This window comes from Marinobacter sp. F4216, assembly GCF_019931195.1.
Lineage (GTDB): Bacteria > Pseudomonadota > Gammaproteobacteria > Pseudomonadales > Oleiphilaceae > Marinobacter > Marinobacter suaedae.
Genome location: NZ_JAIOUO010000004.1, coordinates 252,043 through 277,448, shown reverse-complemented (window position 1 = coordinate 277,448; position 25,406 = coordinate 252,043). Strand labels below are relative to the sequence as shown.

23 protein-coding genes are annotated in these 25,406 nt (G+C 58.6%); 13 read left to right on the top strand and 10 right to left on the bottom strand.

The genetic code is table 11. From position 1 onward, the window contains the following. Positions 1–16: 16 nt before the first annotated feature. Positions 17–655: a hypothetical protein gene (locus tag K8I84_RS10725; RefSeq protein ID WP_223794753.1), complete on the bottom strand. Its 639-nt coding sequence runs from the start codon at positions 653–655 to the stop codon at positions 17–19. Between the two features lie 68 nt (positions 656–723). Beyond that, the gene (locus K8I84_RS10720) at positions 724–2,169 is read right to left on the bottom strand and encodes a coniferyl aldehyde dehydrogenase (protein WP_223794752.1); all 1,446 of its coding nucleotides are present in this window, start codon (positions 2,167–2,169) and stop codon (positions 724–726) included. 169 nt (positions 2,170–2,338) lie between these two features. On the opposite strand from K8I84_RS10720, the gene K8I84_RS10715 reads away from it, so the two are divergent. Beyond that, positions 2,339–3,013, top strand: a complete 675-nt coding sequence (locus K8I84_RS10715; RefSeq protein WP_223794751.1) for a TetR/AcrR family transcriptional regulator — start codon at positions 2,339–2,341, stop codon at positions 3,011–3,013. A gap of 198 nt (positions 3,014–3,211) precedes the next feature. Here the strand turns inward: K8I84_RS10715 and yihA are convergent, their stop codons facing one another. Then, positions 3,212–3,847: a ribosome biogenesis GTP-binding protein YihA/YsxC gene (yihA, locus tag K8I84_RS10710; protein ID WP_223794750.1), complete on the bottom strand. Its 636-nt coding sequence runs from the start codon at positions 3,845–3,847 to the stop codon at positions 3,212–3,214. Positions 3,848–4,026: 179 nt separating this feature from the next. Here yihA and K8I84_RS10705 point away from each other — a divergent pair, with 179 nt between their 5' ends. From K8I84_RS10705 to K8I84_RS10695, 3 genes are all read left to right on the top strand, one after another. Beyond that, entirely contained in the window at positions 4,027–4,635 is a 609-nt protein-coding gene (locus tag K8I84_RS10705; RefSeq protein WP_223794749.1) for a c-type cytochrome, read from the top strand. A 158-nt stretch (positions 4,636–4,793) separates the two neighbouring features. Continuing rightward, complete coding sequence (locus K8I84_RS10700; RefSeq protein ID WP_223794748.1) at positions 4,794–5,432, top strand: thiol:disulfide interchange protein DsbA/DsbL; 639 nt, start codon at positions 4,794–4,796, stop codon at positions 5,430–5,432. Positions 5,433–5,485: 53 nt separating this feature from the next. After that, the gene (locus K8I84_RS10695; protein ID WP_223794747.1) at positions 5,486–6,346 is read left to right on the top strand and encodes an endonuclease/exonuclease/phosphatase family protein; all 861 of its coding nucleotides are present in this window, start codon (positions 5,486–5,488) and stop codon (positions 6,344–6,346) included. A gap of 92 nt (positions 6,347–6,438) precedes the next feature. Here K8I84_RS10695 and rpmG read toward each other — a convergent pair whose 3' ends face one another. The 3 genes from rpmG to radC form a co-directional block, all read right to left on the bottom strand. Then, positions 6,439–6,594 carry a 50S ribosomal protein L33 gene (gene rpmG, locus K8I84_RS10690; protein WP_071263342.1) on the bottom strand — a complete coding sequence of 52 codons (156 nt, stop codon included), beginning with the start codon at positions 6,592–6,594 and terminating at the stop codon, positions 6,439–6,441. A gap of 11 nt (positions 6,595–6,605) precedes the next feature. Further along, positions 6,606–6,842, bottom strand: coding sequence for a 50S ribosomal protein L28 (rpmB, locus tag K8I84_RS10685; RefSeq protein WP_206644468.1), 237 nt, complete (start codon positions 6,840–6,842; stop codon positions 6,606–6,608). Between the two features lie 216 nt (positions 6,843–7,058). After that, complete coding sequence (gene radC / locus K8I84_RS10680) at positions 7,059–7,733, bottom strand: RadC family protein (RefSeq protein ID WP_223794746.1); 675 nt, start codon at positions 7,731–7,733, stop codon at positions 7,059–7,061. Between the two features lie 181 nt (positions 7,734–7,914). Between radC and coaBC the strand changes: the two genes are divergently transcribed. From coaBC to argA, 7 genes are all read left to right on the top strand, one after another. Further along, entirely contained in the window at positions 7,915–9,114 is a 1,200-nt protein-coding gene (gene coaBC / locus K8I84_RS10675) for a bifunctional phosphopantothenoylcysteine decarboxylase/phosphopantothenate--cysteine ligase CoaBC (protein WP_223794745.1), read from the top strand. 38 nt (positions 9,115–9,152) lie between these two features. Further along, the gene (gene dut / locus K8I84_RS10670) at positions 9,153–9,614 is read left to right on the top strand and encodes a dUTP diphosphatase (protein WP_223794744.1); all 462 of its coding nucleotides are present in this window, start codon (positions 9,153–9,155) and stop codon (positions 9,612–9,614) included. A gap of 81 nt (positions 9,615–9,695) precedes the next feature. Next, positions 9,696–12,314, top strand: a complete 2,619-nt coding sequence (locus K8I84_RS17015; RefSeq protein ID WP_317848213.1) for a phosphomannomutase/phosphoglucomutase — start codon at positions 9,696–9,698, stop codon at positions 12,312–12,314. A gap of 46 nt (positions 12,315–12,360) precedes the next feature. Beyond that, positions 12,361–13,257 carry an acetylglutamate kinase gene (gene argB / locus K8I84_RS10660; RefSeq protein WP_223794743.1) on the top strand — a complete coding sequence of 299 codons (897 nt, stop codon included), beginning with the start codon at positions 12,361–12,363 and terminating at the stop codon, positions 13,255–13,257. Between the two features lie 24 nt (positions 13,258–13,281). After that, positions 13,282–14,529, top strand: coding sequence for an acetylornithine deacetylase (locus tag K8I84_RS10655; RefSeq protein ID WP_223794742.1), 1,248 nt, complete (start codon positions 13,282–13,284; stop codon positions 14,527–14,529). Between the two features lie 24 nt (positions 14,530–14,553). Continuing rightward, on the top strand, positions 14,554–15,723 hold the full coding sequence (gene argE, locus K8I84_RS10650; RefSeq protein WP_223794741.1) for an acetylornithine deacetylase: 1,170 nt from the start codon (positions 14,554–14,556) through the stop codon (positions 15,721–15,723). Positions 15,724–15,745: 22 nt separating this feature from the next. Next, positions 15,746–17,056, top strand: coding sequence for an amino-acid N-acetyltransferase (gene argA, locus K8I84_RS10645; RefSeq protein WP_223794740.1), 1,311 nt, complete (start codon positions 15,746–15,748; stop codon positions 17,054–17,056). On the opposite strand, the gene K8I84_RS10640 is transcribed toward argA, so the two are convergent. After that, complete coding sequence (locus tag K8I84_RS10640; RefSeq protein ID WP_317848212.1) at positions 17,027–18,031, bottom strand: aminopeptidase; 1,005 nt, start codon at positions 18,029–18,031, stop codon at positions 17,027–17,029. The two genes, argA and K8I84_RS10640, sit on opposite strands and share 30 nt — an antisense overlap. Positions 18,032–18,262: 231 nt before the next feature. Between K8I84_RS10640 and K8I84_RS10635 the strand changes: the two genes are divergently transcribed. Continuing rightward, positions 18,263–22,078, top strand: a complete 3,816-nt coding sequence (locus K8I84_RS10635) for a DUF1631 family protein (RefSeq protein ID WP_223794738.1) — start codon at positions 18,263–18,265, stop codon at positions 22,076–22,078. An 18-nt stretch (positions 22,079–22,096) separates the two neighbouring features. Next, positions 22,097–22,963: a phosphoribulokinase gene (locus K8I84_RS10630; RefSeq protein WP_223794737.1), complete on the top strand. Its 867-nt coding sequence runs from the start codon at positions 22,097–22,099 to the stop codon at positions 22,961–22,963. On the opposite strand, the gene K8I84_RS10625 is transcribed toward K8I84_RS10630, so the two are convergent. The 3 genes from K8I84_RS10625 to speD all read right to left on the bottom strand — a co-directional run bounded on the left by K8I84_RS10625 (position 22,960) and on the right by speD (position 25,386). Continuing rightward, positions 22,960–23,817, bottom strand: a complete 858-nt coding sequence (locus K8I84_RS10625) for a pirin family protein (RefSeq protein WP_223794736.1) — start codon at positions 23,815–23,817, stop codon at positions 22,960–22,962. The two genes, K8I84_RS10630 and K8I84_RS10625, sit on opposite strands and share 4 nt — an antisense overlap. A gap of 24 nt (positions 23,818–23,841) precedes the next feature. Next, a complete protein-coding gene (locus K8I84_RS10620; protein ID WP_223794735.1) occupies positions 23,842–24,447 on the bottom strand; it encodes an FMN-dependent NADH-azoreductase in 606 nt (201 codons plus the stop codon). A gap of 144 nt (positions 24,448–24,591) precedes the next feature. Beyond that, complete coding sequence (gene speD / locus K8I84_RS10615) at positions 24,592–25,386, bottom strand: adenosylmethionine decarboxylase (protein ID WP_223794734.1); 795 nt, start codon at positions 25,384–25,386, stop codon at positions 24,592–24,594. Positions 25,387–25,406: the final 20 nt, after the last annotated feature.

Genomic DNA, 25,406 nt, shown 5'->3' with positions numbered 1-25,406 from the left:
TGGGCGGATGGTGGGATCAGGCGTTTTTGAATTGGGGCAGGGCCTCGACAGCCCACTGGGGTGGCCCCGGGTAGCCGGAAAGGTGCCACTGGTCCTGATGGCCATAAAAAGCGACGTTGCTGATTTTCACCAGCGCCATGTAGCCATTGTTGAACAGCCCGATGCTGCTGTTTTGCCAGCGCTGGAGGAAGGCTTCGGCTTCGCCAGTGGTCACGTCTGGCCAGCTGGACCAGACCCGGGCAATGGTGATGCGGGTCAAGCTGAATCCCAGCAGATCAAGCAGGCGCCGTAGCTCGCTCTGGTTGGCCGGGCCAAACTGGGTGATGCCAGCATCCATGCGCTCGATGGTGTGGGCGATGATCAGCCGCCGGGATTGTGGCTGCTCTGGCAAGCTGGGGCCCAGAATGGCCGGAAGCAGCGCTTCGAAAATCTCGATATCGGTGTCGGTCAGGAAGCGGAACTGATAGCGCGCATCCATCCGGGTTCCCACCGCTGGCAGGCGCTCAGAGGGGGATGAGGCGCAGCCGGTAAGCGTCATGGTGGTACTGACGGCACCAAGGAACAGGGTGCCACCCAGGCCGGTTTTCAGGAAGCTTCGACGGTCGAGTTTGGCGACATCGGTGGGGGTGTCGGGGCAGGAAGATGGCTGTGTCATGACGTCCTGTCTTGTTGTTATTGTTTTGCCGAGCGGCCACCGAACAAGCCGGTGGCCGCGCAGAAAAGTCAGCGTATGAACAGTTTGTATATCATCTTGTGGAGTGGCGTTCCGTGCGGTGGGTAGACAAACTGGCCACTGTTGAACTTCTGCTTGGTGAAAATGGCCCGGTGATGGGAGAAGGTCAGGAAACCCTCTTTGCCATGGTAGTGACCCATGCCCGAATCACCAATTCCTCCGAAGGGCAGGTCGTCCTGGGCCACATGCATCAGTGCATCGTTGATGCACATGCCGCCGGAGTGAGTCTGGTGCACCACGTATTGCTGCTGCTCTTTGTCGTACCCGAAGAAGTAAAGGGCCAAGGGGCGCGGCCGTTCATTGATGTAATGAATGGCCTCCTCCAGGTCGGTGTAACCGACAACCGGGAGCAGCGGGCCGAAAATTTCGTCCTGCATGACCTTCATGTCCGGAGTGGTGTTGAGCAGGAGAGTCAGTGGAATCTTGCGGGTACCATCTCCCAGATTTTCCCGACCGGGATTGATTTCAATGACCTTCGCGCCTTTTGCACGGGCGTCGTCCAGGTAGCTTTGCAGGCGTGCGTATTGCCGCTCATTAATAATGGCGGTGTAGTCGTCGTTGTCCCGAATGGTTGGGTACATTTCGGAAAAACGAGACCGGAATTCGTCCACGAAGGCCTGGACCCGATCCGCCGGGCACAGTACGTAATCCGGCGCGACACAGGTCTGGCCTGCGTTGAACGCCTTGCCAAAAGCGATGCGTTGGGCGGCATCTTCCATCGGTACGTCCGGTGAAACGATGGCGGGCGACTTGCCGCCCAGTTCCAGGGTCACCGGAGTCAGGTTTTTCGCGGCGGCCTTCATGACCATACGGCCCACGGATGTGGAGCCGGTGAACAGCAGGTGGTCGAAAGGTTGTGCGGAGAAATCGGCGGCCACATCGGCTTCGCCGGTAATCACGGTGACCAGGTCTCCGGCGAAGGAACCTTCGATGATTTCCTTGAACAGAGCCGACGTGTGCGGAGTGTATTCCGACATCTTGATCATACTGCGATTGCCGGCAGACAGAGAGGCTACGAGCGGACCAACGGCCAGATACAGCGGGTAGTTCCAGGGCACGATGATGCCAACGACGCCCTTGGGCTGATAATGAACCCGGTTGCTGGCCGGCCGGAACAGCATGGATACGTGTCGCTTGGACGGCTTCATCCAGGCGTCCAGGTGCTTGAGGGTGTAGTTGATGGACTGGATCGAGGGCATGACCTCGGCGATCAGCGTCTCATCTTTCGAGCGGCAGCTGAAATCGCGGTCGATGGCTTCGATCAGCCGATCCTGATTGGTGAGGATCAGGCGCTTAAGCCGCTTCAGGTTTTCCTTACGTTCGGAGATCGACGGCATGGGATTCTTACGGAACGCCTTGGTTTGATCGTCGAACGTCCGGTGGGTATGTTGGATCTGCTTCTTGCTCTCGGTGAGCTGGACGACGGTGGCTCCCATACTCGAGTCTCCAATTTTTTTGTTGCGGCAGGCGCTGATTAATGTTGTTGGAAAAATGCTCAATTTGCCTTTGGTTGTATTATTAGAGTATATACTCTAGCCAGTCAAGTTAAGGCGGTGGTCAATCGGGCCATCCAGAAATACGACCGTTACCCATGCCGGCAGGTGTATGAAAACAAGAGACAAGATCATACTTGCGAGCCTTGAGCTATTTAACGAGCGGGGTGAGCGCAATGTCACCACCAATCACATCGCAGCCCACCTGGCGATTTCGCCGGGCAATCTTTACTACCACTTCCGAAACAAGTCGGACATCATCTACGAGATTTTCCTCGAGTACGAAAAGCTGGTGGACTATTACCTGGATATTCCTGAAGACCGGGCGATGACTGCGGAGGACATGATGTTCTATCTGGAGTCGGTGTTTGATGGTTTATGGAGCTATCGCTTCTTTCACCGGGATCTGGAGTATCTGCTGGACAGCGATCCGCGCCTGCGTCAGGACTATCGTGAGTTCACCAACCGCTGCCTGAAGGCCATCAATCGTATTTTCGAGAAGCTGGCCGAAGCCGGCATCATTGAGGCTCAGCCAGAGGATTTGCGCACGGCTATGTCGCTGAACGTCTGGCTGGTGGTCACCAACTGGATGGCCTTCCTGAAGACGGCGCACGCCGAGGAGACCTACGCAAACCTGACGATCAACGAGTTGAAGCAGGGTATTTACCAGGTTCTGACGCTTGAAGTTCCCTATCTCACGTCTGGGTATCGTGACCGGGTGCTCGCTCTGAGGGAAAAGTATCGGCCGACTTTGCCAGATCGGAACGAAAGTGAGACATCGGGCTAGGTAAAAACCGAAACCATGGTCAATTATTAGGCGATTTTGGGAACTTTCACCGATTGCTCTTATCCAAACTCGTGACGTAGAAAATTCGGACTTTCTGCGTCTCCTGAGTGAGTTCTCAGGTTTTAGCACACGTCGCAAACCCTGACGTTTCGCCGGTCTGTCCTTGGGCAGACCGGCTTTTTGTATGGGCTATGCAAATTATTCGGCGGGGTCGGCGCTTTCCAGCCAGTCGGTCAGGGCTTCCCGGCACTCCTCCACGCCTCGTTTCGAGGTGGCCGAAAACATGATCAGGTGCTTCACGCAAGCAAACGGCTTCAGCTTCTTTGCGATGCCCAGCATGGCCGTTTTGGCCTGTCCGAACTTCAGTTTGTCCGCCTTGGTGGCCAGAATCATCAGTGGCAGGTTGTTATGCTCGCACCAATCCACCATCATTTGGTCGAAATCGGTCAGCGGGTGGCGGATATCCATTACCAGCACCAGGCCGCGCAGGCACCGCCGGTCGTTCAGGTAGTGGCCCAGGTGTTGTTGCCAGTCGTCCTTCATGTCCCGGGATACCTTGGCGTAGCCGTACCCGGGCAGGTCCACCAGGCGGCAGCCTTCACGGTTGAGGGTGAAGAAGTTGATCAACCGGGTGCGCCCGGGGGTCTTGCTGGTCCTGGCCAGTTTTCCGTTTGCTGTGATGGCGTTCAGTGCGCTGGATTTGCCGGCGTTGGAGCGACCGGCAAAGGCTACCTCCGAGCCCATATCGGGCGGACATTCGTCCAGGCGGGAGGCGCTGATGAGGAAACGGGCACTGTTATAGGAGATGGCTTTCGGAGTCAGATCGGGGTCCACAGCGGTCGGCTTTCCTTTGGATTTCAGTTATCAGGGATTAATGTATAATGCTACACCAATTCCGGGCGGCGCGCTGAGCGCGGCCGCTGACAGCCCCGGTTTTGAGCCTGACTGATCAGTGCCTGCCGGCTGCACGATGAAGACTACCTTTATAGATGGATGAGAGAAGCGGAGCGAGCATGAAAAAACTGATCGCAGGAGTTGTTCTCGGTGTTGGCCTCACAGCGATGGCGCACGGGGCAGGAGATCCTCAAGCGGGCGAGCAGAATGCCGCCGTCTGCGCGGGCTGTCATGGTCAGGGTGGCCAGAAGCCGGTGATGGGCGCGTACCCCAAATTGTCTGGATTGGGCGAGAAATACCTGTACAACCAGTTGGCGGCTATTCGCGATGGTGAGCGCGTCATTGCCGAGATGACGGGTTTGCTGGACGGCAAGTCTGACCAGGAACTGCAGGACCTGGCCGCTTACTTCAACAGCAACGAGATGGTCGTCAGTCAGGCGGATCCCGAACTGGTTGAGCAGGGCGCTGCATTGTACCGTGGTGGTAACCTGGCCTCTGGTGTGCCAGCCTGTGCCGGATGTCATAACCCGCAAGGTAAGGGCAACGAGCCAGGCGGTTATCCGGCCCTGGGTGGCCAGAATGCCGAGTATGTGGCCAAGCAGCTGAAAGCTTACCGTGCCGGCGAGCGTAACAATGGCGCGAACGCCGCGATCATGATGGACGTGGCGGCCAAGCTGACCGATGCGGAAATCGAGGCAGTATCCAGCTACGTGTCTGGACTGAACTGATTGATCGTTCGTTCGTCGTCAAAAACCCCGCAACTTGCGGGGTTTTTTGTTGCTTTCCAATCTGTAACCTGATGATTTGTTGGTGCGGTGGAACTTTTTCAAGCGCCTGGGTCATAATCACCCGTTAGCAAGTTACTCAATAAAAGTGGAGATGCCTGATGATTAGAAAACTCGGACAAGCAGCTGTTCTCGCGGTGACGGTCGGCTTCGGTGCGCAGGCCGGCGCCGAGACCTGGGAAGAGGGCACGCACTACGAAACCCTCACAACGCCGGTCAGAACCGCCACCGAGGGTGATGTCGAGGTTGCTGAGATTTTCTGGTACGGCTGTCCGCACTGCTACAGTTTCAAGCCGCTGGTCGAAGCCTGGGAACAGGATCTGCCTGAAGGTGTTGAGTTCGTCCTGATGCCGGCTGCGCTGGGGCGTTCCTGGGAGCCGCATGCCCGGGCCTTCTACGCCTTGGAAGCCATGGGTGAGCTGGATAAGGTGCACGATGCCCTGTTCGACCGTCTGGCCGGCGAGCGTCGACCGCTGAATACGCCGGAAGAGATCGCAGACTTCGTCGCGGGCTACGGTGTGGATGCCGATACTTTCCTCAGTACTTACAAGAGTTTCGGTGTGAATGCCCGGATGCAGCAGGCGCAGGCGAAAATTCGTGGGGCGCGTATCACCGGGGTTCCGGCTATGCTGGTTAACGGTAAATACAAAACCAGTGCCTCCATGGCTGGCGGTCACGAGCAGGTGCTTGAGGTCGTTGATTATCTGGTGGCCAAAGAGCAGGGCGAGGCGGCCGAATAAGCTGCAAGGGATGCGGTTGAGCTGATGTCCGGTATGACGGTGGAACAGGTGCCATGTACAAGCGAATCCGCAAGCAGGTGAGCGAGTTTCTCAATGTTGCCGGTGAGCCCCGTGGCACCTCCTCCGGGGTGGAGCATGTGCCCGATTTCGAGCCTCATCGCCACATCCGGTTGCTCACCTTCAACATCCAGGTGGGCATCAATACGTCTTCCTATCGACATTACCTGACCCGCAGCTGGCAGCATGTGCTGCCCCATCGGCACCGCATCCAGAATCTCGATCGCATTGCCCATCTGATTGGCAATTACGATGTGGTGGCGCTGCAGGAATGTGATGGCGGCAGCCTGCGCAGTGGTTACATCAATCAGGTGCAGTATCTGGCCGAAGCCGCGGGCATCCCTTTCTGGTACCAGCAACTCAATCGGAACCTGGGGCAGATTGCCCAGCACAGTAATGGCTTACTGAGCCGTTATCGGCCTCTGGATGTGACGGAGCACAAGTTGCCGGGGCTGATTCCCGGCCGAGGCGCCATCATTGCCCGCTACGGTGCAGAGGATGATCCGCTGGTGCTGGTGCTGATGCATTTGTCGCTTAGCAAGTCCGGGCAGCAGCGGCAGTTGGGGTATATCCGGGAGCTGATCGCGGACTATCAGCACGTGGTGTTGATGGGCGATATGAATAACCATGCGGAAGAGTTGTTGACCCAGACGCCCCTGAAAGAAACCGATCTGGTGCCCCTGCCGGAGTCTGCGCATAGCTTTCCGAGCTGGCGTCCGGAGAAAGCGCTGGATCATATTCTGGTGAGTCCGTCCCTGGAAATCCGGCGTTCTGAGGTGGTCAGTTTCCCGGTTTCAGACCACCTGCCTATTGCCATGGATATTGCGCTGCCGAAGGGCTATGTAAAAACGTTCTAATAATCGTCCCGGCGATACAGTCTTTGGGTAAAGCGTATTGAAGGCACAAAAAAACCCGGCATGGCCGGGTTTTTTCTTGGATGCCGGATCAATTACTTGATCTTGGCTTCCTTGTACGCAACGTGCTTACGGACAACCGGATCGTACTTCTTGATCTCGATCTTTTCCGGGGTGTTACGCTTGTTCTTCATGGTCGTGTAAAAGTGACCAGTGCCTGCTGATGATACCAGCTTAATCTTCTCGCGCATGATGCGGCTCCTTATACTTTCTCGCCGCGGGCACGGATGTCGGCCAGCACAGCGTCAATGCCTTTCTTGTCGATGATGCGCATGCCTTTAGTAGATACGCGCAGCTTCACGAAACGCTTCTCGGTTTCAACCCAGAAACGGTGGTTCTGCAGATTCGGCAGAAAGCGACGACGGGTGTGGTTCATCGCGTGGGATACGTTGTTACCGGTGACCGGGCGCTTACCGGTAACCTGACAAACTCTGGACATACTTGCCTCCGACCTGAGCAATGGTCTCAATCATACGAATTCGTTTTTAATGCGTCTCTGGTTTCTGAGGAGCTTCAAGCTCCTGTTCGCGCCGCTAAAACTGAACGCTGCTCGCCAGACGCCGCCAGAAAGGGACGCTTTTATACCAGAACTCATGCCCCAACGCAAAAAATTGTTGGGAATTTGGCCAACTTTTCGGCGGTGGTGTCCGGTTGTTCACATCAGTCCCCGTTCGGCAAGCGATATTACCTCACCGTGGCCGACAACCATATGGTCAAGAACCCTGATATCCACCAATGCCAGTGCATCTTTCAGTCGGCGGGTAAGTTCGATGTCGGTCTGACTCGGTTCGGCTGCGCCAGAGGGATGGTTGTGGGCAAAAATGACCGCCGCAGCATTGTCTTCCAGAGCCTGGCGCACCACTTCGCGGGGGTAGACGGCGGCGCTGTCGATGGTGCCCCTAAACAGCTCTCGGTACTGCAGGACGCGGTGACGGTTGTCCAGAAAAAGACCTGCGAACACTTCGTGAGGGTAGGTGGCCAGCCGGCTGGCGAGAAAACGTCGGGTGTCGTCCGGGGATTTGAGAGGGTCGCCCTGTCGCAGGGGTTCGTCCATCACTCGTCGGGCCATCTCCATGGCGGCCTGTACCTGGGCGTATTTGGCCTGTCCCAGTCCCTTGATGCTGCAAAACTGCTGCCGGGAAGCGGTCATCAATCCCCGGAGTCCGCCAAAGCGGGTCACCAGATCCCGGGACATGGTCAGAACCGGCGTGCCGGCGGTGCCGGTACGAAGAAAAATGGCGAGCAGTTCGGCGTCTGACAGGGACTGCGGGCCGTGCTGGAGTAATCGTTCCCGGGGGCGCTCGTCCGAGGGCCAGTTTGGGTCTGCCATGGCTGTCTTCCTTGCAGCGAATTGACTAACCAGCCTGTCCTTGGCTGGCGCGAGGTCTGAGGATTACAAAGGTTACTGGAAACAGTAACAAATGGTAAACGTCCGGGGCCGTGGGCAGGCTGTCTGCAAGGGCCGGGCATGCTATCTTATAAGCCTTTATTTTTATGAGGATAGGGGCCTTATGGCTGCCAGACGCATTCTGCTTGGCATCACCGGCGGTATTGCCGCCTATAAGAGTGCCGAATTGGTTCGCTTGCTGAAAAAAGCCGGCCACAGCGTTCGCGTGGTGATGACGGCGGGCGCGGAGGCATTTATTACCCCGCTTACCTTTCAGGCGCTCAGTGGCGAGCCGGTTCGAACCTCGCTGCTCGATCCGGAGGCGGAATCCGGCATGGGGCATATCGAGCTGGCGAAGTGGGCCGATCAGGTAGTGATCGCGCCTGCCTCCGCAGACTTCATCGCACGCCTGGCTCAGGGCATGGCGGATGATCTGCTGGCGACGCTCTGCAGCGCGACCGAAGCTCCGATTGCTGTGGTGCCGGCCATGAATCAGGCCATGTGGGGCAACCACCGGACTCAGAGAAACATTCGATTGCTGGAAGAAGACCCTCAGATTTCGATCTGGGGTCCGGACCGGGGTGAGCAGGCCTGCGGTGATGTGGGCGCCGGGCGCATGCTGGAGCCGGTGGAACTTGCCGGGCTGATTGAGCAGTCTGGCGACACCGGCCCGCTGGCTGGCCGCCGGGTGGTGATTACCGCCGGCCCGACTCGCGAGCCCATCGATCCGGTCCGCTACATCAGTAACCACAGTTCCGGCAAGATGGGCTATGCCCTCGCGGAAGCCGCTCGCGATGCCGGGGCCGACGTGGTGCTGGTCAGCGGGCCGGTCAATTTGACTGCGCCTGCCGGTGTGGAGGTCCGAACGGTCGAAACCGCGGAGGATATGCTGCGGGTTTCTTCCTCTGCCGTCGATGAGGGTTGCGATGTCTTTATCGCCAGTGCGGCGGTTGCGGATTATCGCCCGGAAACCTGCGCCGGGGACAAGATCAAGAAAACCAGCCAGGAGATGGCACTGCCACTGGTTCGCAATCCCGATACGCTGGCCACCATTGCCGCCCGGGACAATCCACCCTTCACGGTGGGGTTTGCGGCGGAAACTGCGGATGTTGAAAAGTACGCCCTGGATAAGCTCCAGCGCAAAAAGTTGCGCATGATCGTTGCCAATGATGTGTCGGTGCCCGGGCTGGGGTTCAACAGCGAAAATAACGCTGTCACGGTGTTCTGGCCGGAGGGGCGTGAGTCCTTCGGACCGGACTCAAAACGGCAGATCGCCGGGCACCTGATGGCCCTGATCCGTAATCACCTCGAGGCGGCCGGCTGACTACCCGGTTGCCCTGTTTCATTGTTGTGGAAAACGTTATGACCAGAAAGAAGTTGCAAGTGCGTGTGCTGGATGACCGTATCGGAAAGGACATTCCATTTCCCGAGTACGCGACCGATGGCTCCGCTGGGCTGGACCTGCGCGCGTGCCTGGATGCGCCGCTGACCCTGGAGCCGGGCCAGACCCAGCTAATCAAAACGGGCTTGTCCATCCATATCGCCGACCCTTCGCTGGCGGCAATGCTCCTCCCCCGCAGCGGTCTGGGACACAAGCACGGTATCGTGCTGGGCAACCTGGTTGGACTGATCGATTCTGATTATCAGGGCGAGCTGATGGTATCTTGCTGGAATCGGGGCGATACGACCTTTACGGTTGAGGTGGGTGAGCGGATCGCTCAACTGGTGCTGGTCCCGGTAGTTCAGGCGGATTTTGAAGTGGTTTCAGAATTTGATTCCAGTGAACGCGGCGAAGGTGGATTTGGCTCTACCGGCAAGCACTGAGCGGGCGATACGCCCGCGATAACGTACAGAACCTTAAGAAAACCATAACTCGGAACAACAACGACAAAGACGGGAACCATTATGAAGTTGGGTAAAGACAAAGCGTCCGAGCCTTCCGCAAAGAAGGCGAAGAGTGGCAAGGTCGGGAGTTCCGGGCCGGGTCTGAAACAGAAACGCCTGGATTCCGTTGCCCTCAAGCAGGCCCTGGCGGTGTTTCTGGCAGGCATTGTTGCGGTCGTACTGGTGCACTTTCTGGTGGTTCAGCCTGCCACCCAGGCTCACCACTCGGCGCAAAAAACCGTCGAAGCGGATGCCGCTGCCCAGCGACTGAATCTGCACCTGACTCAATTGCAGGAGAGTGTGAATAGCCTGGCAACCCGTTCAGATGTGGTGTCCGCGGTCACCTCGGGACGTGGTGTCGAAGCCGTTCTGGATAGCCTGGATCATGCGCTTCCCGGTTTGAAGGACGCCCATCTGTTTGCCAACAAGAAAATCCCCCGGTCGGCGGGCAGCAGTGGGCTGTTGGGTTTTGCTGGTCTGGAGCTGGCACGCAAAGCCCAGGAGGGGCAAGCGTCGGTGGCGGATGCCTTCCCCCGCGACGGTCGCTGGTACTTTCAGATGGCCGCACCGGTCCAGCGTACGGGCAGTGACGAGACTCTTGGCAGCCTGTTGGTAATTTTTGAGGCTGCCCGGTTGCAGCCGCTGTTGCAGGTGGTCAATGCGGATCTTGGCGGTACGCTGGCGTTGACCCAGTCGGTTTCCGGTACTGTTCGTACCGTAGCGGGCAGTGGCCAGGTCTCTGCGGCTTCAGAAACCCGGGCACTGATCAACCCGGACTGGTCCGTGGCCTATATGCCCGCCAGTGGCCCCCAGGCACCGGTCAATATCATCCTGCTTGCTGGTCTGATCGGGGTTCCTGTCCTGCTCGCCGCTGTTTTGGTCTGGTTATTGCTGACCGGGGCTCAGCGTAGCCTGAGGACCGATGTGTCCCGGTTGATCCAGTGGGCCCAGAAAGCCCTCGCTGGCGAACGGGCCGCTCCGCCGATCGCTCGTTGGGAGATGGTGGGCTCTGCCGGTGAGGCCATGAACCGCATGGCCCAGATGGTGGAAAAGCGAGTTGCCAAGGCTGCGGGTTCCGCCAAACCACGAAAGCCAGCCAGTCTTGATTCAACACTGCCTGAGGATGACGAACCATTGTTCCAGGGGGAGGATTCCCTGGATATCGACGTGCTCAGTGAAGACGAGGATGTGCTCAATCTGGGCAGCGGCGATGACTCGCTCTTTGGCGACGATGCGCTGGACGTGGGCGGGGGTGCCCAGCCGTCGGTAAATCTCTCTCCGGAGATTTTCCGGGCCTACGACATTCGCGGTATTGTTGGCGAGAGCCTCTCAGAAGAGGTGGTGCAGGCTATCGGCCAGGCCATTGGTTCCGAAGCCCTGGTCCGTGGCGTTCAGGCTATCTGCATTGGTTACGATGGTCGTCATTCGAGCCCGGGTCTTGCCGCAGCGCTGGGCGAGGGCATCATGGCGACCGGGTGTGATGTCATCAATGTTGGTGCCGTGCCCACGCCGGTCCTTTATTTCGCCACCCATGAGCTTGGGACTGGCTCCGGTGTGATGGTGACAGGCAGCCATAACCCGGCCAACTACAACGGCCTGAAAATCATGCTGGGTGGCGAAACGCTCTCGGGCGAGGCGATTCAGAAACTGTACCAGCGGGTGCGGACCGGCGATCTGGCGACGGGGCAGGGCAACGCATCCCGGCAGGATGTTCGTCGCGCCTACCTGGATCGCATCCTGCAGGATGTTGGCGTGGCTGTGCCCATGAAAGTTGTGGTGGATGCCGGGAACGGCATTGCCGGAGAACTGGGACCGATGCTACTTGATGAGCTCGGTTGCGAGGTTATCCCGCTTTACTGTGACGTGGACGGTAACTTCCCTAATCATCATCCGGATCCTGGCAAGCCTGCCAATCTGGCGGACCTGATTGCCAGGGTACAAGAGGAAAACGCGGACATCGGCCTGGCCTTTGACGGCGATGGCGACCGCCTGGGCGTTGTGACCAATACCGGCAAGATCATCTGGCCGGACCGGTTGTTGATGTTGTTTGCCCGGGATGTCGTTTCCCGCAATCCCGGTGCGGACGTCCTGTATGACGTAAAATGCAGCCGACGGCTGGCGAATACCGTCAGCGAAGCAGGCGGGCGACCGATTATGTGGAAAACCGGCCACTCCCTGATGAAGGCGAAGATGAAGGAGGCCGGCGCCTTGCTGGCGGGTGAAATGAGCGGTCATATCTTCTTTGGCGAGCGCTGGTTCGGCTTTGATGATGGCCTTTACTCGGCGGCCCGTCTTCTGGAGATTCTGGGCGCTGAGGATCGGCACAGTAGTGAAGTCTTTGAGGACTTCCCGGAAGACGTCAGCACCCCGGAGCTGAACGTGGACGTAACGGAAAGCACCAAGTTTGCCATCGTTGAGCGCCTGTCACAGGAAGGTGAGTTTGGCGATGGCCGCATCAGCACCATCGATGGTGTGCGGGTGGATTATCCCGATGGCTGGGGCTTGTGCCGGGCATCCAACACCACGCCGGTTCTGGTGTTGAGGTTTGAAGCAGAAACCGAGGCGGCTCTGGAACGGATCAAGGATGTGTTCCGGGCGCAGTTGGCCAAAGTCGCACCGGAGGTAACGGTCGAGCTCTGAGTATCGGCCGGTCATTTTTATCAGCATGGAAAGGTAAGGCATCAGCATGGCATTGGATCGTGATTCGGCAATTCAGGTAGCGTCGGTATTGAGCAAGGGGCTGCCTTACATTCAGCGCTTCACTGGCAAGACAGTGGTCATCAAGTACGGTGGCAACGCGATGGAGAACGAGGAGCTCAAAAGCAGCTTCGCGCGCGATGTGGTGCTGATGAAACTGGTGGGCATCAATCCGATCGTGGTGCACGGCGGTGGCCCGCAGATTGGCGACCTGCTGGATCGCCTGAATATCCAGTCCCGCTTCGTCAACGGCATGCGGGTCACCGATGCCCAGACCATGGACGTGGTTGAGATGGTGCTGGGTGGCCAGGTCAACAAGGAAATCGTGTCCCTGATCAATGCCCATGGTGGTACGGCTGTCGGTCTGACCGGCAAAGACGCCAACCTGATCCGCGCTCGCAAGCTGGAAGTGGTCAGCCGTTCGCCGGAACTCGAGCGCCCGGAAATCATCGACATCGGTCATGTGGGCGAAGTGGCCAGTGTGAACGTGGACGTCATCGACATGCTGACCCAAAGCAACGTGATCCCGGTGATTGCGCCGATTGGCGTGGGACCGGATGGCGCCTCTTATAACATCAACGCGGATCTGGTAGCGGGCAAGGTGGCAGAAGCCATGAAAGCCGAGAAGCTCATTCTGCTGACCAACGTGTCCGGCCTGAAGAGCAAGGAAGGTCAGGTGTTGACCGGCCTCACCGCCCAGCAGGTCAACGACCTGATCGACGATGGGACTATCCACGGTGGCATGCTGCCGAAAATCCGTTGCGCCCTGAACGCGGTCGAAAACGGCGTGCGCACCTCCCACATCATCGATGGCCGGGTTGCCCATGCCTGTTTGCTGGAAATCTTCACCGATGAGGGTGTGGGTACCCTGATATCGCGCAATTGATCAGACAGAGGTAGGAGTTGCCGGATGTTGCGTCTGTTGAAATGGCTGGTGGTTCTGGGGCTGGTCGGGGTGGCGGCCTTCAAGGCGGGAGTGTGGTGGCTGGCGGATCAGCGAGCGGCTGATGCGCGTACGGCTCTGGAGCCTCTTGGCGTCTTTGAACGGGGCACTATCAGGTCGGGGCTGGAGGGGCAGCTCGTGTTGTCGAATGCCAGCTGGCAGGACTTTCGCCTGACCAGTCCGCTGGCGATTGGCCGCTTTGAATTCGACGCCGGATCGCCTCTCGACCTGATCGAAGCACTGATGGATCCTGCGTCTTTATCCGGTGGCTGGACACTCCAGGCGGAAGGCCTGGAAATGAGCCTGAACAGTCCGATGCTGCGGAACTGGGTGACCGATGAAACCGTTGCGCAGGCGAGTCTGCCACCGCTGTTTGTACTTTCCTGTTCCGCGGATCCAAACCAGCCTATCAGCAGTCAGGATTTGATGAATATTGGCATTCCGGGGCTCACCGGCGGTGAGCTACTGATGCACCAGCGTCCCGATGGCTTGCTGATTGAGCTCAATACCGCTGGCACCGGGAGCATCGAGATCGATTGGCCAGGTGCTCGTTTCCAGCCTCATGATCCCGAGGCTGTGCTGGATAGTTCCAGCCAGCTTATTACCGTCACGCTGCGGGACAGCGGCCTGATGCGACGCATTTCCGCCTACTGCAGCGAACGGGCGGGTATTGAGCCAGCTGACTGGGCTCGCCGAACCGTCCAGGTCCTCGAGGGTGCCCTGAAGGCCCGTGGTCTGCTGCCCAGCGATCAGTTTGAAGCACTCTACCGTCAATGGTTACTGGAAGGTGGTGAGGTGACGGCGGTGCTCCGACCGGATGGTGAGTTTGCCGGTGTTCCTGTGTATCCCGCCGGTGTTGCCGGGCCTGGCTGGGATGTCACCTATAACAGTGCCGTTGTGCCCGATGTGTACCTGCAGAAGACTCAGGCCCCGGCTGCGCCGGTTTCCCGGGCCGCAGTACCGGTTGTCGAGTCGGGTGAATCGGCCCGGGAGAAAAGGTGGTATGCTCAGTCGTTAGAGACGGCCGACCGTTGGATTGGCCATACCGTCAGAGTGACTCTCTCGAATGACAATGTGGTTGAGGGGCGGCTGGTGAAGGTTGGCGAACGTGAGCTGGAAGTCGCCCGCAAGGTGGGTGGCGGTGAGGTCGCCTATCCGATGTTGATTCGCGCCGTGACCGGTTTTGAAGTCTGGCGCCGCGGCCAGACACAGTGATCTCGGGGTAGATCCGGAGGGAGTATGTCCCAGATGAATGAGAAGGCCGCTACCGTTCCCGGTGTGAAAACCATGATGGAGCGGTTGATTGCCATCCCATCGATCAGCAGCGCGTCTGCTGAGTGGGATTACAGCAACGAGGCGGTCGTCCATCTGCTTGCCAGCTGGCTGGAGCCGCTCGGATTTGACCTGGAAATCCTGCCGGTGCCCGGCGTGCCCGGAAAGTTCAACCTGATAGCCACGCTGGGGTCCGGGCCGGGTGGGCTGGTGCTGTCGGGCCATACCGACACCGTGCCGTTTGACGACAAGCGCTGGCAAAGTGATCCATTCCAGCTGACCGAGCGGGACAACCGCTGGTACGGCCTTGGCACCTGCGACATGAAGGGCTTTTTCGCTTTGGCCATTGAGGCGGCCCGGGAGTATGTTGACCAGCCTCTGAAAGAGCCACTGATTATCCTGGCCACCGCGGACGAAGAAAGCTCTATGAGCGGGGCTCGCGCGCTGGCGGCCGCAGGTAAGCCCAAAGCCCGGTATGCGGTTATTGGTGAACCGACCGGGCTTCGACCGGTTCGCATGCACAAGGGCATCATGATGGAACGCCTCAAGTTTGAGGGGCGTTCCGGCCATTCCTCGAATCCGGCTCTGGGGCGCAACGCGCTTGAGGGGATGCACGAGGCATTGAACGAGTTACTTGCGCTGCGCAGTCAGTGGCAGGAGACGTACCGCAATCCTCACTTCAAGGTGGATGTGCCCACGCTGAACCTGGGCTGCATTCACGGTGGTGATAACCCGAACCGGATTTGTGCCCAGTGCGAACTGCATTTTGATCTGCGCCCGTTGCCCGGTATGAGTATGGAGGAATTGCGCCAGGCCATTTTGCAACAGGTCCAACCCATCGCTCAGCGGCGTGAGCTTGAGCTGGAATTTGAGCCCCTGTTCGAAGGGGTGCCGCCCTTTGAAACTGCGGAAGATGCGGCTCTGGTCAAGGCTTGTGAGGCATTGACCGGGCATTCGGCGCAGGCCGTGGCCTTTGCCACCGAGGCTCCGTGGTTACAGAAGGCGGGCATGGAAACCCTGGTCATGGGGCCCGGTTCCATCGATCAGGCTCATCAGCCGGATGAGTTTCTGGAGCTGGCTCAGCTGGAGCCGGCGGTACGCATTCTGAAAGGATTGATCAGGCAGTTCTGCCTGTAATTGAGTTGATAGGGAGCCCGGATTGAAATCGAACGACTGGCTGCACGGATTCCGCCATTCCTCACCCTATATCAATGCCCATCGGGGCCGAACCGTGGTGCTGACGCTGCCAGGCGACGCCATTGCCCACGGCAACTTCATTAACATCATCCATGATATTGCCCTGCTGAGCAGTCTGGGGGTTCGACTGGTGGTGGCCTATGGCGCCAGGCCCCAGATTCAGGCACGGCTGGATTCGGCTGGCTTGGCGTCTGATTTTTCCCAGGGGCTGCGTGTTACCTCGGAGCAACAGTTGCCACTGGTGCTGGAAGCGGTCGGCGGCCTTCGGGCGGTGCTTGAAAGCCAGTTGTCCATGGGACTGGTGAATTCACCCATGCACAATGCACGAATCCGGGTCAGCAGCGGCAATTATGTGGTTGCCCGTCCCGTCGGCGTGCTGGATGGAACCGATTTCGGCTACACCGGTAAAGTCCGCCGTGTGGATGTGTCCGGGATCGAAAGCCTGCTTGAGTTAGGGCATATCGTCTTATTGCCGCCGCTGGGCTATTCGCCCACCGGAGATGCGTTCAACTTGTCCTATGAAGATGTCGGCAGTCAGGTGGCTGCGGCCCTGAAGGCGGAAAAACTGATCGCCTTCATTGACGGTCAGGGCGTGCTGGATAACGGCGGAGAGCTGATTCGGGAGCTGTCGGCCCGGCAGGCCTCGGAGCGTCTCGCGCAGGAGACCATGGCCAATGAGAATGCGACCCTGTTGCGGGCGGCTTGCGAGGCCTGCGTGAAGGGCGTTCGGCGGGCGCACATCATCAGCTATGTGGATGACGGCGCGCTGCTGGAAGAGCTGTTTACCCGGGACGGTTCCGGAACGCTGGTCAGTGGAGACCTCTATGAGCAGATTCGTCCGGCCCAGGTCGAGGATATCGGCGGCATCATCGAGCTGATTCAACCACTCGAAGAGCAGGGCGTTTTGATCCGACGTTCCCGGGAAATGCTGGAAACGGAGATTGACGGATTCGTGGTGGCCGAGAGAGATGGTAGCATTGTGGGTTGCGCGGCCCTGTACCAGTATCCGGATGAGCAGGCGGGCGAGCTGTCCTGTTTTGCGGTGGACCCCGCCTATCGACGTTCCGGTCGGGGCGACGAACTGCTGGCCATGATCGAAAAGCTGGCCCGGGGCCATGGGTTCCGGAAACTGTTCGTGTTGACCACCCAAACCGAGCACTGGTTCCGAGAGCGGGGCTTCGAACCGTCTACCGTTCAGGAGTTGCCCGGCCCGAAACTCGCGGCCTACAACACCAACCGAAACTCAAAGGTGTTCTTCAAACCGCTCAACTAACGCCGTCAGTTGTTGCTGGCGTTCGGGCTCTGGCAGGGCTCCCAGGGTTGCCACTGCGTCATAGAAGGCGGGGAAATCGTAGTCATGGTCCCTGAGCAGCTGGCGGAATCCGTCGACGTACTGGTTGTATTGCCGGAAGAGCGCCAGATTCGCGTTATTCAGGCTCTCTGGCTGAGTGCCGAAAGGGCCGGGTTGTTGCCATTGCTCGGATAAGCGGTCGTACTCGGCCAGAAGCTGATCCAGTACTTCGGTTTTCTCAGCCCGGAGTTCTGTGTCGGGGCGTTGGCCCGCCTGCCGGTAAAGTTCATCCAGGCGACTGGTGGTGTGTTTTACCAGGGCAAGTGTCTGTTCCCGTTGCTGCAGTCGTTCCTTGGCCCGTTCAAACCACTCGGGGTTGCCATGCCGGCTGACCCAGAGCGCCAAACCTTCTAGCTCGACCGCCGTCGCAAAGCTCTCGTTGAACGCTGTATCGCCGCCTATGTACACCACCCGATGGGCCAGTTCGTGGAACATCAGGGCCAGCATCCGCTCTTCCGGCAGGGCGATAAAGCTGGAGTGAAGGGGATCGTCGAACCAGCCGAGTGTGGAGTAGGCCGTCACGCCGCCGATCAGTGTGTCGTAGCCGGACTGGTCGAACTGCTTCTGCTCTCTGCGGGCATCCTCAAGCTGGAAATAACCCCGATAGGCCTGGCAGCCCAGCACGGGATAGCACCACTGGTGTGGACTCAGGGAAAACTCCGGCACGGCCACCAGATTGACGACCACCCAGGGTTGCTCCAGTTCCACGTAGTCGGTGAACGCGTCGCCCACCGGGAGTGACAGCTCGTCACGGGCAAACTTCCGGGTCTGCTTGACGAGTATCAGCCTGTTGCGCAGCGTCGTTTCCGTCGCGGGGCTGTCGATCAGATCGTCGATCGAATCGCCCGACATCATCAGGGACGTGTGACCGCCGATGGCCTGGGCGTAATACGCCACTGTCGAGCATCCGCTGACAAAGGTAAAAATTAGCAAAATGATGCAAACGCTAAGGGGGTTCATGTGTCCGAATGCTATACTGGTGGGGTGGTAAGGTGGAAGCCTGAGGCTGCAGTACAGGGAAAGTTTTCACAGTAGCAGCAGACGATTACTACCGTTTTCAGGGACGAGGGCCGGGGACCAGGAAACGGTCATTCCTTTCGGCCCGTTGTTCATATCATCAGGATGTTCATGGATCCGAGAGAACGCCGAGGCAGCCCCCGAAAAGCGATCAAGCTGGCTGCCCAGTTGGAACTTGGTGCTGGCCAGTCCTGGCCATGCCAGATTGCTGACTTCTGCGCCGAAGGGCTGTTTGTCCGTTTCTCCGGCGACACTTCCCGTCATCTTGAGCGTGCGCTTAGCGGAACCGAGTTGCCCGAGGTGTTGGTTCGTTTCCGCAGCCCGGACGGTCGCCGCCATGAACTCCATGTGTCGATTGTCCGTCGCATAGAAGGTGCCATGGGTGTGTGCTTCACCCGCCCCAATCCAGAAGCTGTGGACGCGATGCTTCAGCTTTGTGGTGCGTCGAAAGAGCAGGATCGTCCGAGCCTCAAGGCACCGACCGATAACCTCCAGTTTGTCTTGCATCAGACGGCGAAGGCAGTGGTTCAATACATTCAGCCGTTGATGGAGAACTGCTTTCCCCAAATGGTCGAGGCGTTGAATAGCGCCGCCCAGAAAGCATTGAATGACCAGCAGGCCAACGAATTGATGGATGCCAGTGGTCAGCTGCAGGCGCGTCAGCGTGTCATCTGGCACCAGATGTCCCGCAATCTCGAATCACCCATGAAGCCCGTTCCCAAGGGCTTTCCGGGTTCTGAATTGTCCATTGTCGATAAGGGGGAGTTCGAGGACTGGCTCACTATTCGGGTGATGGTGACCAAGGCGGACACCCAGTACCGTGGTGACCTGCTTCAGCTCAAGCTGCGACTCGACAAGCTCGGGGTCGCCAATGCGACTGGCCATCATAATCCCCTTGGGCCCTCGCTGGTGTGTGAGGCCTTCCATACCGGGCTCAGTCAGCTCAAACTGTCCAGGGATGTTGAGAAGGTCTGCCTGAAAGTCTTTGAGCAGACCGTTCTGCAGAAACTGGCCCCCCTGTATAAAGAATTGAATGACATCCTGATTCGTCAGGGCGTCTTGCCCGATCTCGATCTGAGTAAATACCTGAGTGGTAAGGAAGCAAACGCTGCTCCGGCCCGCCGCTCGCCACCTGCTCCAAAACCGGCACCCAAGCCCGCACCGAAGGCAGCCAGCGCGCCAAAGCCACAGGCTACTTCGGTGTCTGCCAGGTCTGAGGCAGCTGACGCCACTGACACCGTGGAAGCTCCGGTTCGCCAGCGGGCCGGGCGAGCGAAATCGGCATCACAACTCAGCGGTGAATGGAACAGCCAGACGCAAGCTGCCCAGTCTGCCTTTGCTACGGTGCGCAATCTGCTTGCCAGCTTGTCGGCCAGTCGTTCGCCTCAGGTAAAAGAAGAAAAGGCGACCTTCGCCGCTGATGCGAAGCCATTGTCGAGCGGGGAGCTGTTCCGGGAGTTGCAGGGTCTTCAGGTTGAGCCGGTGGAAGCTGCCGAGGGCAGTGGAACGCTCAAAGAGCGCGTGGTAGAGCGCGTTCGTGCCAGTGGGCCGGCCAAGCTGGATGATGCCCAGCAGGAAACCCTGGATGTGGTTGACCGGTTTTTCCGGTCTGTGGTGGAGAGCCCGAAACTCAGCGACGATGCCCGCGAACGGGTACGTCAGCTGGAAGTTCCGGTACTGAAAGTGGTTATGCGGGATCCGGCCTTTTTCGATGACCAGAACAGCCCGGTGCGCGGGGTGATGAACCGTCTTGCCCAGCTGGGTGTGAAGGGCGGGCGTAGTAATCCTGTGTTGCAACGGCGGGTCGATGAACTGGTGCAGCGGATCACCACCGAATTTGAGCAGGATATCGGTGTTTTCGAACAAACGGTGCATGAGCTGGATGCCCTGATTGAGCGCCAGAATCTGGTGTACCGTCGTAACGTCGAGCGGGTAACCGCGGCGGCCGAGGGCGCACAGAAAGTTGCGGAATCCAAGGAGGCGGTCGCCCAGATCCTGGATGAGCGACTGGCGGGTCGTCGGGTGCCCAGGGCTGTGATGACCCTGGTTGAGGGCGGCTGGCGGGATCTGCTGTCGCTGACCTGGATTCGCCAGGGGCCGGACAGCCAGTTGTGGGTCGACTACCTGGCCGTGATTGATTCATTGCTGACCTTTGCCGATGATCCGGAAAACGCGCCCAACATGGCCGAGATGCTGCGGGTGATTCAGGACGGCTTGGCGTCCATTTCCAGCAATCAGATGCCGGCCTCACAAATCCGCGAAGACCTGAAACGTTTCCTTGTGCGGACCCCGGGGGAGACGCCGGAGATGGTTGACGTGCCTGCCGCCGGCATCGGTGGGGAAGCCGATGCCGGCGAGGCGTCCGGTCAGGGCCAGGAAGATCTGCAGCGCTGGGTGCAGCGCGTTCAGCATCTCAAGGTTGGTGATTGGCTGCGGGACCAGGAAAAACCAGACACACCCCAGTACATTCGTCTGGTGTGGATTGCCCGCGGCAGTAGCCGCTACGTGTTTGTTAACCATCAGGGTATGCGGGTGGTGGATCTGGATCTGGATGCGCTGGCCAAGCGGATGCGGGACGGCACGATCGTCGAGGATGACCAGTACGAGCGGCCACTGGTGGATGAAAGCATCGATCGGATGGTGCGAAAGGTGTACGACCAGCTTTCCTGGGCCGCTACCCACGATGAACTGACTGGTGTTCTGGGACGCCGGGAATTCGAACGTACCGTCAATCAGCATCTGGTTCAGCGTGAGAGCCTCCAGGCCCTGTTGAGAATCGACCTACGGCACTTCCGCCTGCTCAATGACACTGCGGGTGAAGAAGCCGGCGACGCGGTGCTGAAAGAAATTGCTGAGGTGTTCCGCAAGCTGGCGGGCGAGCAGGTTTCACTGGCCCGCCTGGCCGGCAACGAATTTGCCATGCTGGTGCCTTCGGATAACGCGGAGTCGATCGCACAGGCGTTGGTGCAGGCGGTAGAGAGCGCGGAATTCGAGTTCGAAGGCCGGACCTATCATTTGTCGGCAAACATTGGCGTGGTACCGGAAGTGCCCTCGATGGTCAGCGCGGAGCGCTGGATGAGAGCCTGTGAGCACGCACTGAAGGACGCCAAGCACGAGGGCGCTGGCAAAGTGAACGTGGCCCCCATCGATGCCGGAGATGAAGCGCGCAAGGCGCAGATCGCCGCCCGCGTGGCGAGTCTGGGCAACCTGGATGAGGAGCGCATGCTCCTGCGCTGCCAGAAGATCATCCCCCTGCACGCCAAGGCCAGTATGTCGCCCCAGTACGAGATTTTGATCAGCATGTACGACGATGTCGGCAATCTGATTTCGGGCCGGGACTTTATCCGCATGGCTGAACGGTATGACCAGATGCAGGCGGTGGATCGCTGGGTGGTGGGGCACATGCTGGACTGGGTTCAGGAAACCGCGCCGGATCCGCGTCACCTGGGTGGTATCTGCATTAATCTGTCCGGCTATTCCCTGAATGACAAATCCTTGCTCGAGTTCATCTACGAAAAGCTCAGCCACAAGGACGCGCCTATCGAGCGGCTGTGGTTCGAGTTGACCGAAGCATCGGCGATCCGGGATATCGAGTCTGTGGTGGAGTTCATGCGGGAGATCAAGGAACTGGGCTGTCGGTTCTGCCTCGGTAATTTTGGCAGTGGCCCGGTGTCTTTCGAGTTCCTGCGCTCCCTGCCGGTGGACATGATCAAGATCGATGGCACCTTTACCAACCAGCTCAATCTGAGCGAAACTGACCGGGCCATGGTGAAATCCATGGTGGATATGGCGCATTACATGGGGCGCGAGGTGATTGCCGCCCAGGTGGAATCCCGCGAGGTACTGGATATCCTGACCCAGCTGGGTGTGGACTACGCTCAGGGTTTCGCCATCGAAAAGCCAAGGCTACTGGAGAGCCTGACCTGACCTTCGGACCAAGGAATTATGTCCAAACGCCACCCGATTATCGCGGTAACCGGTTCATCCGGAGCTGGAACCACAACCACAGGCCAGATTTTCAGCCGAATGTTTGCCAGCGAAGGCCTGACTGCCGCCATGGTGACCGGTGACAGTTTCCATCGGTACAACCGGGAGCAAATGGCGCGACTGGCGGCCAAGGGGCAGTTCGGTGAGCGCAACCACTTCGCGCTGGCGGCCAATCACATCGATAAGCTCGAAGCCCTGTTTTACGACTACGCTCACACCGGCAACGGACGTTATCGGCAGTACGTGCATGATGAAGACAGGGAGCTGATGGAGCTGGGACACAAGCCGGGCACCTTTACCCCCTGGGGGTCCCTGCCGGCAGACACGGACTTGCTGTTCTACGAGGGATTGCATGGTGGGGTTGTAACCGAGAGCTACAACATCGCCCAGTACGTCGACCTGCTGATTGGCGTGGTGCCGATCGTCAATCTGGAGTGGATCCAGAAAATCCACCGGGACACCCACAAGCGGGGCTACAGCCAGGATGCGGTGGTGGAGACCATCATTAACCGGATGGATGACTACGTGCACGATATCGTGCCGCAGTTCTCCCATACCCACATCAACTTCCAGCGAATTCCGCTGGTGGATACCTCCAATCCGTTTGTGGTTCGGGATGTGCCGACCGAGGATGAAAGCCTGCTGGTGATCCACATCCGTGATCCCTCGGAAGTGGACTTGCCTTACCTGCTGCAGGTTATTCCCGGCAGCACTTTATCCCGCCACGACACCATGGTGATTCCGGGTACAAAGATGCCGCTGGCCATGGACCTGATGGTCAGGCCCATGGTGCAGCGGCTGATTGCCGGAAAGCCTTTCGCCTAGGCCGTCAGGCGTCCATCCCGATAGTCTTGCAGGGCCTGTTCGATCTCTTCGCGGGTGTTCATCACGAACGGACCGTACTGCACGATCGGCTCGCCGATGGGCTTGCCAGCAATCACCAGCAGTCTCGCTGGCTGGCCTCCCGCCCGCAGGTGCACCTCGTCGCCGTCCGTCAGCACGCTGGCGGCAGAGCCCTGTAATGGTTTGCTCTCGCTGTCCGCTACGACCGAGGCCTCGCCCTCGTAGAGGTAGACCACGGCATTATTGCCAGCCTGAACCGGAATACGGATGTCGGCGCCCGCCTCAAGCTGTACATCTGCATACAGGGGGCGTGTTGAACCACCTGACACGGCGCCTTCGAGCGTGGACTCCGCCAGATTCAGGGAGCCTGCAATCAGCTTCAGCGTTGCGCCCTTCTGGTGGATCTGCGGAATGTCCTCAGGCTGGATATCCCGATATCCCGCTGGCTGCATCTTCTCGGACGAAGGCAGATTGAGCCAGAGCTGGAAGCCCCGCATCAGGCCGGATTCCTGTTGCGGCATTTCCGAGTGCACGATGCCCCGGCCCGCCGTCATCCACTGCACGCCACCGTTACGCAGATGGCCGCGGTTGCCCAGATGATCTTCATGGAGCATGTGCCCCTCAATCATATAGGTGACCGTTTCAAAGCCCCGGTGCGGGTGCGCCGGGAAGCCGGCGATGTAGTCCTGGGGCTGGTCGGAGCCGAACTCATCCAGCATCAGGTAGGGGTCCAGCCGCACGCTCGGGTGTTGGCCCAGCGAACGCTTGATGCGAACGCCGGCGCCATCGGAGGTTTCCAGGGCTGGAATGACTCTTTGCACGGTACGACTGGTCATACGCTGTCCTCCATAGATGTATTGTCAGACCGTGACGGCCTCGATACGTTCGTGGGCTTCCTCCAGCGCGTTTTGCTTCTGGTCGTCGCCCATGTTCAGCCCTTCGGCATAAACGAAGTGGAGGTCCTTCAGGCCAAGGAAATTGAGGAACGAACGCAGATACGGAGTCTGGCTGTCGTTCGGTGTGTTGGCATACATGCCGCCACGGGCTGCCAGAATGTAAACCGGACGATCCTCAAGCAATCCCTCAGGGCCGTTCTCCGTGTAGCGGAAGGTAATTCCGGCCCGGGCTATGTGGTCGAAGTAAGCCTTTAGCACTGAAGGAATGCCGAAGTTGTACATGGGAACGCCAAGCACAACGACATCGGCCTGCTTCAGTTCATCAATCAGTTCGTTTGAGTGGTTCAGGGCTGCTTTCTGCTCCGCGTTGAGATCCTCTTCCGGCGTCAGGAAGGACTGAAACCGTTCTGCATCCAGATGGGGTACGGGTTCGCTGGCGAGGTCCCGATAGTTTACTTCGGCGTCCGGATAGTTGTCCTTCAAGCTTTCCAGTGTGCGGGAAACCAGTTGAGATGACTGGCCTTGCTTGCCAAACATGCTGGCGGTAACAACAAGAATGGTGTGGCTCATATGCGTTCTCCCAAGTGAGAATGACAGGATATGAGGCTATTTAACGCGCTCTGGACGACGGTATAAAACGGAGAAAACTGGCAGGAATATTCAAAATAATTGAATGATTGGGCGGGTCTGGAGGAGACCCGCCCGCCGGGACGATTAACCCAGATTGCGGGAGTAAAAGATTTCCAGCATTTCAGTACGCAGGCGATCTTCAATGGACCGCGCTTCTTCCGGATCCAGATCGCTGGGCTTCAAACCGAACAGGTAGTTCTCGAGGTTGAATTCCTTCAGCATCATCTTGGTGTGGAACAGGTTTTCCTGATACACGTTCACATCGATCATCTGATAGGCGTTCCGGGTATCTTCGGTCAGGTAGTTCTGGATCGAGTTGATGTCATGATCAATGTAGTGCTTGGTGCCGTCCACGTCCCGGGTAAAGCCGCGTACCCGGTAATCGACGGTGACTACATCGGAATCGAAGCTGTGGATCAGGTAGTTGAGCACCTTGAGGGGTGAAATCAGGCCACAGGTGGATACATCGATGTCCGCGCGGAACGTGCTGACGCCGTCGTGCGGGTGGCTTTCCGGATAGGTGTGAACCGTTACGTGGCTTTTGTCGAGATGCGCCACGATGGCGTCAGGCAGGGGGCCTGGTGATTCCTCATTATCCCGTTCGCCGGGACTGGTCAGCTCATGTTCGGCGATCAGCATGGTCACGGAGGCGCCGTGGGGGTCGTAGTCCTGGCGCGCAATGTTCAGTACATTGGCTCCAATGATCTTGACCACGTCAGTCAGAATCTGGGTCAGACGCTCGGCGTTGTACATCTCGTCGATATAATCGATATAGGCTTCGCGCTGCTCTTCGGTCTGGGCGTAGCAGATATCGTAAATATTGAAACTCAGGGATTTGGTCAGGTTGTTGAACCCGTGTAGCTGAAGTTTGTTTTCCATGTTCAGCCCCCTCCGTGCAA

Coding starts and splice junctions, on each gene's coding strand:
- speD (WP_223794734.1), bottom strand. CDS start 25,386: ATGGAAAACAAACTTCAGCTACACGGGTTCAACAACCTGACCAAATCC.
- radC (WP_223794746.1), bottom strand. CDS start 7,733: ATGGCAGACCCAAACTGGCCCTCGGACGAGCGCCCCCGGGAACGATTA.
- K8I84_RS17015 (WP_317848213.1), top strand. CDS start 9,696: ATGAAGTTGGGTAAAGACAAAGCGTCCGAGCCTTCCGCAAAGAAGGCG.
- K8I84_RS10630 (WP_223794737.1), top strand. CDS start 22,097: ATGTCCAAACGCCACCCGATTATCGCGGTAACCGGTTCATCCGGAGCT.
- argB (WP_223794743.1), top strand. CDS start 12,361: ATGGCATTGGATCGTGATTCGGCAATTCAGGTAGCGTCGGTATTGAGC.
- dut (WP_223794744.1), top strand. CDS start 9,153: ATGACCAGAAAGAAGTTGCAAGTGCGTGTGCTGGATGACCGTATCGGA.
- argE (WP_223794741.1), top strand. CDS start 14,554: ATGTCCCAGATGAATGAGAAGGCCGCTACCGTTCCCGGTGTGAAAACC.
- rpmB (WP_206644468.1), bottom strand. CDS start 6,842: ATGTCCAGAGTTTGTCAGGTTACCGGTAAGCGCCCGGTCACCGGTAAC.
- coaBC (WP_223794745.1), top strand. CDS start 7,915: ATGGCTGCCAGACGCATTCTGCTTGGCATCACCGGCGGTATTGCCGCC.
- K8I84_RS10625 (WP_223794736.1), bottom strand. CDS start 23,817: ATGACCAGTCGTACCGTGCAAAGAGTCATTCCAGCCCTGGAAACCTCC.
- rpmG (WP_071263342.1), bottom strand. CDS start 6,594: ATGCGCGAGAAGATTAAGCTGGTATCATCAGCAGGCACTGGTCACTTT.
- K8I84_RS10720 (WP_223794752.1), bottom strand. CDS start 2,169: ATGGGAGCCACCGTCGTCCAGCTCACCGAGAGCAAGAAGCAGATCCAA.
- K8I84_RS10655 (WP_223794742.1), top strand. CDS start 13,282: ATGTTGCGTCTGTTGAAATGGCTGGTGGTTCTGGGGCTGGTCGGGGTG.
- K8I84_RS10635 (WP_223794738.1), top strand. CDS start 18,263: ATGGATCCGAGAGAACGCCGAGGCAGCCCCCGAAAAGCGATCAAGCTG.
- K8I84_RS10620 (WP_223794735.1), bottom strand. CDS start 24,447: ATGAGCCACACCATTCTTGTTGTTACCGCCAGCATGTTTGGCAAGCAA.
- K8I84_RS10725 (WP_223794753.1), bottom strand. CDS start 655: ATGACACAGCCATCTTCCTGCCCCGACACCCCCACCGATGTCGCCAAA.
- K8I84_RS10705 (WP_223794749.1), top strand. CDS start 4,027: ATGAAAAAACTGATCGCAGGAGTTGTTCTCGGTGTTGGCCTCACAGCG.
- K8I84_RS10695 (WP_223794747.1), top strand. CDS start 5,486: ATGTACAAGCGAATCCGCAAGCAGGTGAGCGAGTTTCTCAATGTTGCC.
- K8I84_RS10715 (WP_223794751.1), top strand. CDS start 2,339: ATGAAAACAAGAGACAAGATCATACTTGCGAGCCTTGAGCTATTTAAC.
- K8I84_RS10700 (WP_223794748.1), top strand. CDS start 4,794: ATGATTAGAAAACTCGGACAAGCAGCTGTTCTCGCGGTGACGGTCGGC.